Origin of the sequence: Flavivirga jejuensis (genome assembly GCF_030540765.1) — a bacterium.
In the GTDB taxonomy this organism is placed as follows: domain Bacteria; phylum Bacteroidota; class Bacteroidia; order Flavobacteriales; family Flavobacteriaceae; genus Flavivirga; species Flavivirga jejuensis.
Window position 1 is genome coordinate 734,891 of the sequence record NZ_JAUOEL010000002.1, and the last position, 14,244, is coordinate 749,134.

The 14,244-nt window shown below is 30.7% G+C and carries 14 protein-coding genes; 11 read left to right on the forward strand and 3 right to left on the reverse strand.

Annotated elements, in window-relative coordinates:
• The first annotated feature begins 163 nt into the window (after positions 1-163).
• The 7 genes from Q4Q40_RS08085 (at position 164) to Q4Q40_RS08115 (ending at position 6,905) form a co-directional block, all read left to right on the forward strand.
• Positions 164-1,306 (forward strand): ABC transporter substrate-binding protein, encoded by a 1,143-nt coding sequence (locus tag Q4Q40_RS08085; protein WP_303301280.1) that lies wholly within the window; start codon positions 164-166, stop codon positions 1,304-1,306.
• Entirely contained in the window at positions 1,307-2,338 is a 1,032-nt protein-coding gene (locus Q4Q40_RS08090; RefSeq protein ID WP_303301281.1) for a FecCD family ABC transporter permease, read from the forward strand. It abuts the gene before it with no gap.
• 87 nt (positions 2,339-2,425) lie between these two features.
• A complete protein-coding gene (locus tag Q4Q40_RS08095; protein ID WP_303301282.1) occupies positions 2,426-3,220 on the forward strand; it encodes an ABC transporter ATP-binding protein in 795 nt (264 codons plus the stop codon).
• 351 nt (positions 3,221-3,571) lie between these two features.
• A complete protein-coding gene (locus Q4Q40_RS08100) occupies positions 3,572-4,891 on the forward strand; it encodes a DNA recombination protein RmuC (RefSeq protein ID WP_303301283.1) in 1,320 nt (439 codons plus the stop codon).
• A gap of 144 nt (positions 4,892-5,035) precedes the next feature.
• Positions 5,036-5,665, forward strand: a complete 630-nt coding sequence (locus Q4Q40_RS08105) for an HMG-box domain-containing protein (RefSeq protein WP_303301284.1) — start codon at positions 5,036-5,038, stop codon at positions 5,663-5,665.
• Complete coding sequence (locus tag Q4Q40_RS08110) at positions 5,662-6,363, forward strand: DUF3307 domain-containing protein (protein WP_303301285.1); 702 nt, start codon at positions 5,662-5,664, stop codon at positions 6,361-6,363. Before Q4Q40_RS08105 ends, Q4Q40_RS08110 begins: the two co-directional genes overlap by 4 nt.
• A gap of 5 nt (positions 6,364-6,368) precedes the next feature.
• Positions 6,369-6,905, forward strand: a complete 537-nt coding sequence (locus Q4Q40_RS08115; RefSeq protein ID WP_303301286.1) for an acyl-CoA thioesterase — start codon at positions 6,369-6,371, stop codon at positions 6,903-6,905.
• Here the strand turns inward: Q4Q40_RS08115 and Q4Q40_RS08120 are convergent.
• Genes Q4Q40_RS08120 through Q4Q40_RS08130 form a run of 3 tightly spaced genes read right to left on the reverse strand, consistent with a single transcriptional unit; the run spans position 6,902 to position 10,873 of the window.
• Positions 6,902-9,418: a TonB-dependent receptor gene (locus Q4Q40_RS08120; protein ID WP_303301287.1), complete on the reverse strand. Its 2,517-nt coding sequence runs from the start codon at positions 9,416-9,418 to the stop codon at positions 6,902-6,904. The genes Q4Q40_RS08115 and Q4Q40_RS08120 overlap by 4 nt on opposite strands.
• The gene (locus Q4Q40_RS08125; protein WP_303301288.1) at positions 9,402-10,313 is read right to left on the reverse strand and encodes a FecR family protein; all 912 of its coding nucleotides are present in this window, start codon (positions 10,311-10,313) and stop codon (positions 9,402-9,404) included. Before Q4Q40_RS08125 ends, Q4Q40_RS08120 begins: the two co-directional genes overlap by 17 nt.
• A 35-nt stretch (positions 10,314-10,348) precedes the next feature.
• A complete protein-coding gene (locus Q4Q40_RS08130) occupies positions 10,349-10,873 on the reverse strand; it encodes an RNA polymerase sigma factor (protein ID WP_303301289.1) in 525 nt (174 codons plus the stop codon).
• Between the two features lie 118 nt (positions 10,874-10,991).
• Here Q4Q40_RS08130 and Q4Q40_RS08135 point away from each other — a divergent pair, with 118 nt between their 5' ends.
• The 4 genes from Q4Q40_RS08135 (at position 10,992) to Q4Q40_RS08150 (ending at position 14,237) form a co-directional block, all read left to right on the forward strand.
• Entirely contained in the window at positions 10,992-12,065 is a 1,074-nt protein-coding gene (locus Q4Q40_RS08135; RefSeq protein ID WP_303301290.1) for a hypothetical protein, read from the forward strand.
• 142 nt (positions 12,066-12,207) lie between these two features.
• Positions 12,208-12,582: an OB-fold protein gene (locus Q4Q40_RS08140; protein ID WP_303301291.1), complete on the forward strand. Its 375-nt coding sequence runs from the start codon at positions 12,208-12,210 to the stop codon at positions 12,580-12,582.
• 23 nt (positions 12,583-12,605) lie between these two features.
• Positions 12,606-13,358 carry a T9SS type A sorting domain-containing protein gene (locus tag Q4Q40_RS08145; protein ID WP_303301292.1) on the forward strand — a complete coding sequence of 251 codons (753 nt, stop codon included), beginning with the start codon at positions 12,606-12,608 and terminating at the stop codon, positions 13,356-13,358.
• Positions 13,359-13,388: 30 nt separating this feature from the next.
• The gene (locus Q4Q40_RS08150) at positions 13,389-14,237 is read left to right on the forward strand and encodes a DUF5777 family beta-barrel protein (protein WP_303301293.1); all 849 of its coding nucleotides are present in this window, start codon (positions 13,389-13,391) and stop codon (positions 14,235-14,237) included.
• Positions 14,238-14,244 lie beyond the last annotated feature (7 nt).

The following is a 14,244-nucleotide window of genomic DNA, read 5'->3' on the forward strand; positions in this document are numbered from 1 at the left end:
ATACTTTACTTATTAAATTTGTTTTTGCCCTCCCTGTAAAACTTACCTAATTCGATAACAAAATAAAAGAATAATTAATTTTAAGCATCAAAAACAGCTTTAATTACTATAAGTTTATAGTTTTACAAAAAAAATAAAGACCTTTATGCCTTAATTTTTTTTCATGCGATTTTTAATTCTTTTAGTAACATACGCTGTGCTTCTTTCGTCTTGTAAAGAAGAAAAAAAACAGACCACACTATCCATAAACCAATCAGAAGGAATTAAAGAGACCCTAAACTATGCTAAAGGTTTCTCTATAACCAATTATAAAGGTTACAAAAAAGTAATTGTTAATTCTGCATGGCCTAATAGCAATAAAACGTTCACCTATTTATTAGTAGAAAAAGGTAAAAAACGACCCGATCATGATGCAAATACTAAAATAATAGAAGTTCCTATTAAAACACTTGTTGCTATTTCTACAACTAATATTCCTGCTTTAGAATATTTAGGAGTGTCCAATAGTTTAATTGGTTTTCCTAATACAAAATACATTTGTTCCGAAAAAACCAGAGCCCGAGTAGATAATGGAGATATTAAAGATTTAGGTAACGATACAGAACTCAATACCGAATTACTTTTAGAATTAAACCCAGAATTAGTCATTGGTTTTTCTATTAATAGTATTAATAAAAAATTAGATCAAATAGAAAAACTAGGTATTTCAGTTGTATTAGACGGTGCCTGGACCGAGCAGCATCCCTTAGGAAGAGCCGAATGGATAAAATTTATAGCCGCGTTTTACAACAAAAAAAAAGAAGCTGATTCCATTTTTAAAACGATAGAAACCAATTATTTAAAAGCAAAAGAAATAGCAAAAATAATCACCAGAAAGCCAACAGTTATGTCTGGATCAACCTTTAAAGATGTGTGGAATGTTCCTGGAGGTAAAAGTTTTATTGCTAAATACTTAGAAGACGCCAATACCGATTATATTTGGAAAGAAAACAATAACAATGGAAGTTCACAAATAAACTTTGAAAATGTGTTAGAAAAAGCACAAAAAGCAGAATTTTGGATAGGAGCTGGAAACTTTGACACAAAAAAACAAATGTCGGTTAATAACAAAAATTACGTTTTTTTTGATGCTTATAAAAACAATAATGTATACACTTATACAAAAAGAAAAGGAGCAAAAAATGGATTGCTCTACTACGAGTTAGGGTCTTTACGACCAGACCTCATTTTAAAAGATTGTATAAAAATTGCACATCCCGAACTGCTAAATGACTATGAAACTTTCTTTTTTAAACGTCTAGAATAGTTGCAACACACAAAAACATATAAACGAACATTTGCAGTATTAATTTTAATGCTTTTGCTATGTTTTTTTGGAAATATAAGTTTAGGTTCAGTTTCTATTCCTTTTCAAGATGTTTTTAATGGCCTTATTGGAAATGCAACCGAAAACGAATCCTGGCGGCATATTATTCATGAATACAGATTACCAAAAGCTTTAACAGCTATAATCGTTGGTTCTGGTTTAGGAATTTCTGGATTGTTAATGCAAACACTGTTTAGAAACCCTTTAGCAGGGCCTTTTGTTTTAGGAATCACCTCTGGTTCTAGTTTAGGGGTGGCTTTAGTTATTATGGGCGCCTCTGTTTTTGGTAGCACTTTAGCGGGTATACTTGTTTCCAAATGGAGTATTGTTATTGCTGCTAGTTTAGGTAGTTTTATTGTACTTCTAATGGTATTAATACTATCTAACAAAGTTAGAGATACCATGGCGATACTAATTATAGGTCTTATGTTTGGTAGCATTACAGCATCAACAGTTAGTGTGCTCTCTTATTTTAGTTCTGCAGAAGAATTACAGCAATATATATTTTGGGGGTTTGGTAGTATAGGAAATCTTACCTGGCACGAATTATTCATATTATTTGTAATTTATGCTATAGGTATATTATTAAGTTTAGTTTCTATTAAAACATTAAACACATTGTTATTAGGAGAAAATTATGCAAAAAGTCTGGGGGTGAATGTAAAAACAAGTCGATTATTAATAATTATCACAACCAGTTTATTAGCAGGAACTATTACCGCCTTTGCTGGCCCTATTATGTTTATTGGTTTAGCGATCCCACATATGACACGACAACTTTTTAACACTTCTAACCATAAAATATTATTACCTGCTGTTTTTATATTTGGTGCCATTATTATGCTTATTTGTGATAGCATTGCACAATTACCATCAAGTGATCTTACCTTACCAATTAACGCTATTACCTCCTTAGTTGGAGCCCCAGTTATTATTTGGTTATTAGTTAGAAAACGAAAAATGATGTTTTAAAATGGATGTAAGATGAAAGATGAGAGATGAAAACCTTGAGACTTATACCTTAACTATTTAGAATTTGGAGTTTTCCTATTGGAATTTATGACAAAAAACAAATCACATATCGTTTTAAAAACTCAGGATTTAACCATTGGTTATACTTCTAAAAAAGCAAAAACAGTTATTGCCTCTAACATAAATATTGAATTACATAAAGGGGAGCTTGTTGGACTTATAGGCGCTAACGGTATTGGAAAGTCTACATTACTGAGAACGCTTACTAATGTTCAGCATAAACTAAACGGAAACATCTCTATTAATAATTTACCTTTAGAAAACTATTCAAATATTAATTTGGCGAAAGTACTCAGCTTGGTTCTTACAGAACCTTTGGGCTCAAAAAATCTGACTGTTTTTGAATTGGTGGCTTTGGGTCGTCAACCTTATACCAATTGGGTTGGAAATTTAGCTGTTGAAGATTTTGAAATTATAAACCAATGTTTACTTCAAACAAATATTGACGATTTAAAACACAAAAAATGCTACGAGTTAAGTGATGGCCAATTACAAAAGGTAATGATTGCACGCGCTTTAGTACAAGATACTGATTTGATTATTCTGGATGAACCGACTACCCATCTGGATATGTACCATAAAGCCTATATTTTAAAACTGCTTCAAAAACTGGCTAAAGAAACTAATAAAACTATTTTATTTTCTTCTCATGAAATAGATTTAGCAATTCAATTGTGTGACACCTTAATTGTTATGACTAAAGATACTGTTATCACAGATCAACCATGTAACCTCATAGAAAAAGGCACCTTTAATAATTTATTTCCAAAAGATTTAATAATTTTTGATGATAAAACGGGTAGTTTTAGAGTGAAGAAATAGACATGGCATATTCCAAACCTTTTTCGGCTAAGACAGATTGAAAGTCCGATTCGTGTTTATGTTAGACACAAAGATCTCAGCCATATTGAGATTTTATTCGTGTCTTAATGGTTGGTAAAACAACATTTCCATTGAAATTGACATTCCCATAAAAACTGGAATCTAAATACAGTACTTTCGTTGTTGGTCTTTTTGGTCAAAACTTGTGAGCAACTTAATCGGGTATGAAATCCGAAAAAGGCCTCTATAACTCTAAGAAGATAATTGTTTCAAGAAATTCTATATTTCTTCCTATATCATACTTTAATCTTCCAACTAAAAATTTATCTTTGAGTATATATTTTTAAATACATGAACGACAACCTTATTCTTATAATTTCTATACTCATTTCTGCTGCTATTGGCGGTTATTTAGGCATCTTATTCACTAAATTAAAAAGTAAAAGTGAAAAAAGTACACTTGAAGAACGTCAAAATCAAATGAATGTAACGATTGATGCGCTAAAACAAAACCTGGGTAAAGTTGAAAACGAACGTGAAGAAATAAGACGAGAGAAAGATTTTTTAAATTCTGAGTTAACCAGAAAAAATACAGAGTATGAAAACCTTCAACAATCAAGTTTAAAACGGGATAAAGAATTAGAGGAACGTCAGGAACAATTACGCAAAGATTTTGAGTTATTAGCCACTAAAATATTAGATGAAAAGTCTGAAAAATTCACGCTTCAGAATAAAGAAAACATCAAAAACATTTTAAATCCGTTACAGGAAAAAATTAAAACTTTCGAGGAAAAAGTAGATTTAACTCAAAAAGAAAGCATCAGTATGCATTCTGCTTTAAAAGAACAATTGCTGGGTTTAAAAGACTTAAATCAACAAATGACGAAAGAGGCCACCAACCTAACCAGAGCTTTAAAAGGCGATAGTAAAATGCAAGGAAATTGGGGGGAATTGGTTTTAGAGCGTGTTCTTGAAAAATCTGGATTAGAAAAAGACAGGGAGTATTTTGTACAACAAAATTTCACCTTAGATGATGGCTCCAGAGTACTGCCCGATGTTGTTTTACACCTTCCTGATAGTAAAAAAATGATTATCGATTCTAAAGTATCGTTAACAGATTACGAACGTTTAGTAAATGCTGAAGATGACAATAGAATACCATTTTTAAAAGCACATGTTAATTCCATTAGAAGACATGTCGACCAACTTTCTGAAAAAAATTATCAAGATTTATATGATATAGAATCACCAGATTTTGTGCTTATGTTTATTCCTATAGAACCTGCTTTTGCTGTTGCTATAAACGAAGACAACTCTATATACAATAAAGCTTTCGAGAAAAACATTGTTATTGTAACACCATCCACTTTACTAGCTACACTTCGTACTATTGATACTATGTGGAATAATGAAAAACAACAGCGTAATGCTATAGAAATAGCCAGACAAGCTGGTGCTTTATACGATAAATTTGAAGGCCTGGTTAAAGATTTAACTGGTGTCGGCAAAAAAATTGATGCAGCAAAAACAGATTATTCCGCAGCTATGAATAAATTAGTTGAAGGTAAAGGCAATCTGATTACAAGTGTTGAAAAGATTAAAAAAATGGGTGCCAAAGCTAAAAAAGCATTGCCAGAAGCCATTATAAAACGTGCAGAAGAAGATCATTAAGCACATTGTTTTATCACACAAAAATGTGATATTATTATTTATCACACATAAACACGATATATTCACTTATCACATTAAAGTGTGATATATTTGTTTATCACATAAAAATGCGATATATTTGTTTATCACATAAAAACGTGATATATGATACCCAAAATAATAACAAGCGTCGTAACTGGAGATATTATTAAATCCAGAACACAGGTAAATCCAGAAGTATGGATAAAAGTACTAAAGGATGCTTTAGCTTATTTAAGTACAGATGCGTCATACTGGGAGATATACCGTGGAGACAGCTTTCAAATAGAAATTAAAGATGTTGGTTCCAGTTTTATGGCGGCACTATATATAAAGGCTTGTATAAAATCTATTCATGGTTTAGATGTTCGATTGGCTATTGGTATTGGCAATAAAACCTATGAAGGTGAAAATGTAACAGAATCTAATGGTGAAGCCTTTGTGTTTTCTGGAGAAACACTGGAAACTTTGAAAAAAGAAAAACAGAATTTACGTATAAAAACCAATAGTTTCAAAATAGACGAAGCACTAAACTTATATTTTAAGTTAGCCCTTATATCTATGGATAGCTGGACCGTAAATCTGGCAGAAGTTGTTAAACTAAGTATAGAAAACCCAGATGCTTTACAAAGCGAGCTAGGTAAACTCATAGGCATAAATCAAAATGCTATAAGTACCAGACAGAAAAGAGCCCACCTAGACGAAATTGAGGCGTTAGACCTTATGTACAGACAAAAAATAGAGACTTTAACATGATACTACTAAAACTTTTATTAGCCCACTTAATTGGTGATTTTTTTCTGCAACCTCAAAAATGGGTTGAAGAAAAAGAAGAGAAAAAATTAAAATCACCAAAGCTGTATTTTCATATACTAATTCATGTTATTCTAACAATAATATTACTTTGGGATATATCGTTATGGCCAATTGTACTAATTATAGGTTTTTCACATCTCATTATTGATGCTTTAAAGCTTGTCTTTCAAAAGAAAAAAACAAAACGATTATTTTTCTTTATAGATCAGTTACTTCATATTTTAGTGATTATTGGATGTTATTTTTTCTATTTGGATACGACATTTCATCTGGAATCTTTTATTACCGAAAACAATCTTTTATTGTTAACTTCTTTGTTGTTTTTAACAATTCCTGCCTCTATAATTATGAAAACCATTTTTTTAAAGTGGAATATTTCAGAACTTACTAAAAATAATCAATCACTTAAGGATGCTGGTAAATATATTGGTATTTTAGAACGTATTTTAGTGTTTATTTTTATAATTTCAGACCACTGGGAAGCTGTTGGTTTTTTAATTACTGCGAAGTCAGTTTTTAGATTTGGAGATTTAAAAGAGTCTAAGGACAGACAACTTACAGAATATATTTTAATAGGCACTTTAATTAGTTTTGGAATAGCAATCATCACAGGTATTATATACACTGTGTTAATTTAAGATATATGTTTAAAAGTACAGAAGAATCCCAAATTACCATCTCGGAATTAATGTTACCATCACACTCAAACTTTAGTGGAAAAATTCATGGTGGTTATATTTTAAACTTAATGGATCAGATAGCATTTGCCTGTGCCTCTAAACATTCCAGAAACTATTGTGTTACCGCATCTGTAAACAAAGTAGATTTTTTAAACCCTATTGATGTTGGTGAATTGGTTACCTTAAAAGCATCGGTTAATTACACTGGTAGAACATCTATGGTTATTGGTGTTCGTGTTGAATCGGAAAATATTCAAACAGGAAAAACAAAGCATTGTAATTCTTCTTATTTTACGATGGTAGCCAAAGATGAAAATGGAAAAAATGTACCTGTTCCTGGTATTATATTAGATTCTGAACAAAGTATTCGTCGTTTTTCAAGAAGTATTACCAGACAAGACCAAGCAAAGAAAAGATCTAATAATTTTAAAGCTTCTGAATTTAAAATGGATGACTATATAGAACTTTTAAAAGATCATAATGCGAAAGTTAAGCTTTAAAAATAAACCCTAAAAACAGCATTAGGCGTAAACCCTAAAGAATTTTGTACAGTCTCCGTAATATTTCCATCTTTTACACGATAGAAATTATTAATTTGATTTTCTTTATCCAAAATATTCCAAACTGAGATGCCTAGATTGGCTCTTGCTTTATTTGCAAGTTTAAAATTATAAGTTGCAGAAACATCCAAACGTAAATAATCATTTAAAGTTGAAGCATTAGTCGCTTCATAATTCACTCGTTCATTAATAATTTCATTACCAAAAACGGGTTTGGTGGTAGGTTTCCCTGAATGCCAATTAAAACCAGCAGAAACTTTTAAATTATTTAATGCATAGGTCATTCCCAAAGTAGCAGTATGTGAGATATTATAATTGCTAGGAAAATAATTCGTTTCTAAATCTTTAAACAGATAACGATTATTCATATAAGAATAACTTAACCAAGTGTTGAATCTTTCAATATGCTTTCTCAATAATACATCCACACCTTTTACATCATAACGCCCTTGGCTCTTAACAAATTCGTATTGATTTTGAAACCCTTGACTTTGAGTGGTTATACCATCAATAATTTTATAAAAACCATCTACAGCTATTAACCATCCATCATAACTATAGTTTAATCCCATAGAAATTTGTTTGCTTGTAATAACTGGAATGTCCTTATTATTTGATAATTGCCACCTACGTTTTTCTATTCCTAAAAAATCATTTTGAAAATTAATAACCTGAGACACATTTTGATGTTTAAACTCTCCTAATACCTCGAGTGTAAAATGTTTAAAAAAACGATGGTTAAAACTCAACCGGGGTTCTAAAATAGATTTATTAAACTTTCCAATGTAATTATATCTAAGTCCGATATTTAAGTTTGTTTTGTTATCTAAAGTTTTATAATCAACCTGAGAAAAAACACTATGGGTTCTTACCACTTCAGATATTAAAGACCTAAACAGTGGATTATCAACATCATCTAAATTAGTAACCTCTGTCTCCACAAAATGATAACCGTTTAAAAGTTGTAATCTAGTATCTAAGATATAACTTACTTTTAATTTTGTACTGGTCTCTGATACTATATTTTCTTGTAAAAATCGTTGAGAATCCAGTATATTAACATTTATAGCCCTAAGCTTATAATCGGTCTCATAAATTTCAAGATCCGTACTAAACGTATCACTCCATACCCTTTTATAATGTAAAGCACCTGCAATACTATTTTGGTCCAGTCTACTATCACGAGATTCCTCTGTTTCATCTATTATAGCATTTTCGTTAAACTGAAGTTGATTATGAGCATTAATAAAATTAACTCTCAGTTCTTCTTTATCATTAATATTATAGATCCACCTTAATGAGGTATCATAAAAATCGAAAGTTTTATTGGTATTTGTAATCGCCATAACATTTGAAGCCACTTCTGTATTTTGTGAAATTCTGTCAAAAAAAGCAGAGTATGTTGGGGTTTCAACAAAATCGCTAATTGATTTTCTTGCTGCTACCTGTATTGAAGATGATTCATTGATCGGAATATCTGCAAACCCATTAACATCTATTAAATTAACCCCTATAACACCTTTAAATTCGCTATTCACTTTGTGATCTGTCTGCATGGCAATAGTTCCCGAAACACCATCGGAATAACTAACATGACTCCCATTTTTTCTTAAAGAGACTTTTTGAGTAATATGAGGGTTATACATGGAAATCAATCCAAAAAAATGACCAGATTGGTACATTTTTATATCATCCCAGAGCATTAAATTTTGATCGTGAGTACCGCCTCTTATATTAATATTTGAAACCGTTTCATTCACACTCTGAATACCTGGAAATGCTTGAACAGACTGCAAAACATCATTATCAATTAACCCTGGTAAGATCTTTAAATTAGAAAAATCTATCTGGAAAGAACCATTGTCTATCTTATTGATGCCACTGGTAATATAGTTTGAGATAATAACTTGAGATAATAGTTGAAGATCTGGTTGTAAATATACATCCTCACAACCAGATCGTTTAAATTGATCATAAGACCTTGTAATAGTTCCATAACCTAAATAACGTATTGTAATTAACTGAGATACATTTTTAATTTTAATTTGAAAAAAACCATTTTCATCACTTGTGGTAAAACGATCTGATGTTTGAACTGTTGCAGAAGCTAATGCTCTCAAATTATCTCTATCCTTAAGGTAACCGCAGAGTATAATATCTGCTCTCGGTTTAACAAGAATAAAACTATCGTTCATTAAGGCGAACGATAAACCTGTATGGTTCTCTAAATAAGCCAAAACTTCTGGAAGTGGTAATTTTTTAGCTGGTGGTTTTAAAGAAATCTCATTAATAACATCTTCTGCATAATTAAATTGAATATCATACGCCTCTTGAAGTGTTGTAATTATTTGAGATAAAGCTCTTGAATCGCCAGTATCTTGGGCATAAATACAATTAGTAATAAAAAACAAAAGGCTAAAAAAAATAGCTGCTTTTTTAATGTTCTTTTTCATGAAGTATCACCAAGTTTGAAGAACGCAATTCAAAAGTCATATTCATAGGTTGCGTAATAGATATTAATGCATTCTCAAGTTTATTATGTTCAAACCCTCCAGTGAATAATCGGTTAGCATCTATTCCTTTGTAGATAACTTGTATATTATATTGTCTCTCTAGTTCCATTAAAACCTCTTTAAACGGAATGGTTTCAAAGTTGCTTATATTATGAGGCCACCTTGGGGTTGAAGCCTTTGTTTTTCTTTCCGAAAATGTCCCGTTTAAAACCTGAAAAACATCTCCAGCATGCAATACTCTTACAATGGTATCTGATGTTACTTTAACAATACCTTCAAAACATTTAACTTCAAAATAATGGGCACGCTGTTTTACGTTAAATTGTGTACCAACTACTGTTACTATACCATCATGTGTTTTAACATCGAAAACACGTCCTTTGGCAACTTTAAAAAAAGCTTCTCCTTCAAGCTTAAGTTCTCTTTTCTTATTCCAATTCTCAGCATTAAACGTAACCCGTGTTAGGGCATTTAATTCAACCTTAGAATGGTCTGGCAACTCAATAATAGTTTTTTCACTCGCCAATGTTTCAATATGTGTAAGGGTATTGAAAAAAAATGAAAAATAGATTCCTAAACCTATTATAATAACACTTGCTATTTTTAATAAAGGAGGTAACCAATATAATTTTTTAACAAATGTTTTCTCTGAATGATAACGCTGATTGAATGTTTTAAAATCATTTACTTTAGAAAAATGAGACGCTTTAAAATGTTGCGCTGTATCAACAATATACTGATTAAACAGGGCATCATCCAACTTACTAAATGCTTCTTTTTCAGCAACAGTCAGATCTCCTTTTAACCATGTCTCTATTAAATAATCCTTCTCCATTAAATATATAACAACTTCACTTCTATTTCTCCTTATTATTTTATTTTAAATCCTTTAAGTTCCTTTTTCAAAATATTGAAAGCACTATAAATTCTGTATTCAACTACCTTTTGTGTTACTCCCAACATCTCTGCAATCTCACTGTGTTTCTTCCCTTCCGTCTTATTTAGTAAAAAAGCGACACGCTGTTCTTCATTTAAACTAGTTAATACTTTATTATAACGTTGCAAAAATTGTTCTTTTTCTAAAAGAAACTCTGGTGTTTCGTAAGTATGTTGCTTAGTATGTACTTGTTGGTGCCTCAAAACTACTTTTTGATGTTTAATATCATTTAACATCATATTATTAGCTACAGTATATAAAAAAGACTTGGCCTTATTTAATGATACTTTTTTGCAGTTGCTCCATAATTTCACAAAGGCATCCTGAACTTTGTCATTTGGATTAAATCGTTCTCCGTACTTATAATACAAATAACCATGTAAATCTTTAGAGTATTTATTATAAATACGTTCAAAAACTACTTCTTTACAAATTGAATCGTTAAGGTCTTTTTTCAAAATATTATTTTATATCGATAAAGTTAGATAAAAAATTAATTAAAAAATAAGGAGTTTATAAACTTAAGTTGTTATAGTTATAATCAAAAAAGTTTAAATCACTTCATTAAAAAAATTGATGAAAAAAATAGTTAAGACGCTTTTCATATTTTCAATAGCTATAATAATGCTATTAACTTCTTGTAGAACCGAAGAAACGGAATTAATAGAAGCACCCGAAGATGAAGTGTTAGTTCCAAACTCAAAAATTGCAGATCTGATATTAAAAACATCTAGTAATGATGGTTCTAATGATAATATCATTGATTTTTCTAACTGCTTTAACATTGACTTACCTATTGGAGTGACTGCCAACAATCAAAAAATTAATGTGAGTTCTAAAGATGATTATAAAATTATTGAATACATTTTTGATGAAGAAGACGATGATACAGATACTATTGATATCACCTACCCTATAACAATAAGCCTTAAAGACCACTCCAAAGTAACTATAAACAATCATACCGAATTGTTAAGTTACTCAAACAATTGTAATGGTGAAAATGAACAAGACGATGATATAGAATGTCTCGATTTTAAATATCCCATTTCGGCATCTGTTTTTAATACCGAAAATGAACTTATAGATGTTATAACGGTAAGTTCAGACAATAACCTATACAACCTTGTAGATAATTTAAGTGTAACCGATTTTGTAACAATCAATTTCCCTATTACTGTTATCCTTCTTGATGGCACCGAATTAAACGTTAATAATTTAGTAGAGTTAGAAACTATTATTGAAACATATAATAATGATTGTGATGAGGATGATGACTATGATTATAATGATGATGATTGTGATGATTGTGAGCCCGATCAATTAACGACTGTTTTAACAACTTGTGTTGATTGGACTGTTGATAAACTAGAACGTGATAATAACAACTTAGATAATGTATATGATGGCTATACATTTAACTTTTTTACAAATGGCACATTATCTGTATTCTGGGCTAATACAACGGTATATGGTACTTGGGTAGCAAGTGGTATTGGAAATAATATTACAGTAACTATAAATGTTCCTAGTCTGCCATATTGCAACAACGATTGGGTATTACATGAAATATCGAAATATTCTGAAACTAAAATAGATTTAAGAGTTGGTGACGATGATAGGTTACGATATGACAATGGCTGTAATTAAATATTGAAACAAAAAAGCTAGTAGAAATACTTATATGAAAAAGAAAAATTTCATTTGTCAAGTGTGTTTCTATTTATAAACCATTTGATTGCTAGCAAAACTGCTTCAGTTCTGGTACTGAAGCAGTCTTTAAATTTATTATATGAAAAAGTGGAAAATTTTAATCATACTTATAGGCCTGTGCACCATTGCTTACCTATATGTGTATAAAGATCATAGAAATATTGAAACTGAAAAACCGAGTTTTATAGTTACTGCGGATTCAATTGGTTTAGAATTTTCTAATATCCTTTTAGAATCAGAAAAAAAATACCTCAATAAAACCATTATCGTTTCTGGTATTATTTCAGAAATAAATCAAAATAATTTGACTTTAGATGAGACCGTTTTTTGTCAGTTCAATAATTCTATAGATCAATATCAAAAAGTTGCATCTAAAATAAAAGTTAAAGGACGCGTTATTGGCTATGACGATTTATTAGAGCAAATCAAATTAGACCAATGTACCATTGAATAAAAAATAATTTAAAACCAATTGTCATGAAAAAATTTTACACTATTAAAACATTTTTATTACTAGCCATTCTTTTTTGTTTAGCACCATTAGCAAATGCTCAAATACGATTTGTGAACGTTGACCCATCGACTGAGGTAATAACAATTAAAAATTTTGGGGCTAGCACTATTGATATCTCCGATTATAAACTATGTGTTTTCCCTAATTATCCAAAATTAAATACTCTATCTGTTACAAGTGGTTCTTTAAATTTAGTTGCAGGTGGCGAAGTTACAGTAACAAGTTCTACAAACCTTGTAGATGCTGGTGGTGAATTAGGGCTATATATTGATACATCCGATTTTTCTAATTCTGCCAATATTCGAGATTATATTCAATGGATAAGTACAGGTGGTACGCGAGAACCAGCCGCCGTTGGAGCTGGTATTTGGACTGCAGGAACTGCGATTCCCAATACGGTTTCCCCTCCATATCAATATCATGGAAATGGTACTTCAGAAAATGGACAATCCTTTTGGGGAGTTACATTAGCGGTTAACGATTTTTCAATCAACACTTTTTCAATGTCACCTAATCCAACATCTTCTCTTTTATCTTTGAAATTCCCTCAAACCATAGACAATGGAACCTTAGATATCTATAACATTTTAGGTGAAAATGTTTTAAACAAAACGTTTTCTTTCAACAATACTCTAGAAATTGATGTTTCCAACCTTAACCAAGGTCTCTATTTAGTAAAAATAAATAATCAAACAAAACGCTTCGTAAAAAAATAAAAGCTACCTACCTCTTTAAAAATATTATATATGAAAAAAACGCTATTGATCTTTATTTGCTTTCCGCTTCTTATATACTCACAAGAGGATTTATTAGAAGAAATAGACACAGATTCGACAGGAACACAGCATACCACAGCCGCTTTTAAAGGGTTGAAAATTGTAAACTTTGAGTCTACAAAGTTAGTAGCAAAAAAAGAACTCACATTTATAGTATCCCACCGCTTTGGTAGTTTAAAAAATGGTATTGATACATTTTTTGGATTGGATGAGGCCGTAACTCGATTAAACTTTGTTTATGGTATTTCTGATGCGATCAATATTAGTGTATCTAGAAGTTCCTTTTTAAAAATTTATGAAGCATCAATAAAGTATAGACTTATTAGGCAAGAAGATAATGGTTTCCCTTTTACAATTGTTGGTTATAATACCATTTTGGTAAATACTGCTCTGGATAAAGAAAACCTCCCTCTTATTGAGTTTATAGATCGCCTAGGGTATACTGCTCAACTATTAATATCCAGAAAAATTGACACAAATTTTTCTGTCGAATTAGCTCCAACCTTTTTTCATGATAACTATGTTTCTATAAATGAACAGGACAATAGCCAATTTGCATTAGGTCTTGGAGGACGTTATAAACTTAATAAACGATGGTCTATAAACGCAGACTATGGTTTCCATTTAAATAGAGCTAACAATTCACCTTTTAAAAATCCGTTATCTATAGGGATAGATATAGAAACTGGTGGGCATGTATTCCAAATGCATTTTTCTAATGCTCAAGCCATGAATACCAATGGTTTTTTAGGTCAGGGGAATGGAGATTGGAGTGATGGAAATCTCTTTTTCGGGTTTAACTTAAGTAGAAGATTTTAATCAGAAT

What these genes read in the sequence shown, in the direction of transcription:
- Q4Q40_RS08085 (WP_303301280.1), top strand. Translation starts at nt 164, where the DNA reads ATGCGATTTTTAATTCTTTTAGTAACATACGCTGTGCTTCTTTCGTCT.
- Q4Q40_RS08095 (WP_303301282.1), top strand. Translation starts at nt 2,426, where the DNA reads ATGACAAAAAACAAATCACATATCGTTTTAAAAACTCAGGATTTAACC.
- Q4Q40_RS08100 (WP_303301283.1), top strand. Translation starts at nt 3,572, where the DNA reads ATGAACGACAACCTTATTCTTATAATTTCTATACTCATTTCTGCTGCT.
- Q4Q40_RS08105 (WP_303301284.1), top strand. Translation starts at nt 5,036, where the DNA reads ATGATACCCAAAATAATAACAAGCGTCGTAACTGGAGATATTATTAAA.
- Q4Q40_RS08110 (WP_303301285.1), top strand. Translation starts at nt 5,662, where the DNA reads ATGATACTACTAAAACTTTTATTAGCCCACTTAATTGGTGATTTTTTT.
- Q4Q40_RS08115 (WP_303301286.1), top strand. Translation starts at nt 6,369, where the DNA reads ATGTTTAAAAGTACAGAAGAATCCCAAATTACCATCTCGGAATTAATG.
- Q4Q40_RS08120 (WP_303301287.1), bottom strand. Translation starts at nt 9,418, where the DNA reads ATGAAAAAGAACATTAAAAAAGCAGCTATTTTTTTTAGCCTTTTGTTT.
- Q4Q40_RS08125 (WP_303301288.1), bottom strand. Translation starts at nt 10,313, where the DNA reads ATGGAGAAGGATTATTTAATAGAGACATGGTTAAAAGGAGATCTGACT.
- Q4Q40_RS08135 (WP_303301290.1), top strand. Translation starts at nt 10,992, where the DNA reads ATGAAAAAAATAGTTAAGACGCTTTTCATATTTTCAATAGCTATAATA.
- Q4Q40_RS08140 (WP_303301291.1), top strand. Translation starts at nt 12,208, where the DNA reads ATGAAAAAGTGGAAAATTTTAATCATACTTATAGGCCTGTGCACCATT.
- Q4Q40_RS08145 (WP_303301292.1), top strand. Translation starts at nt 12,606, where the DNA reads ATGAAAAAATTTTACACTATTAAAACATTTTTATTACTAGCCATTCTT.
- Q4Q40_RS08150 (WP_303301293.1), top strand. Translation starts at nt 13,389, where the DNA reads ATGAAAAAAACGCTATTGATCTTTATTTGCTTTCCGCTTCTTATATAC.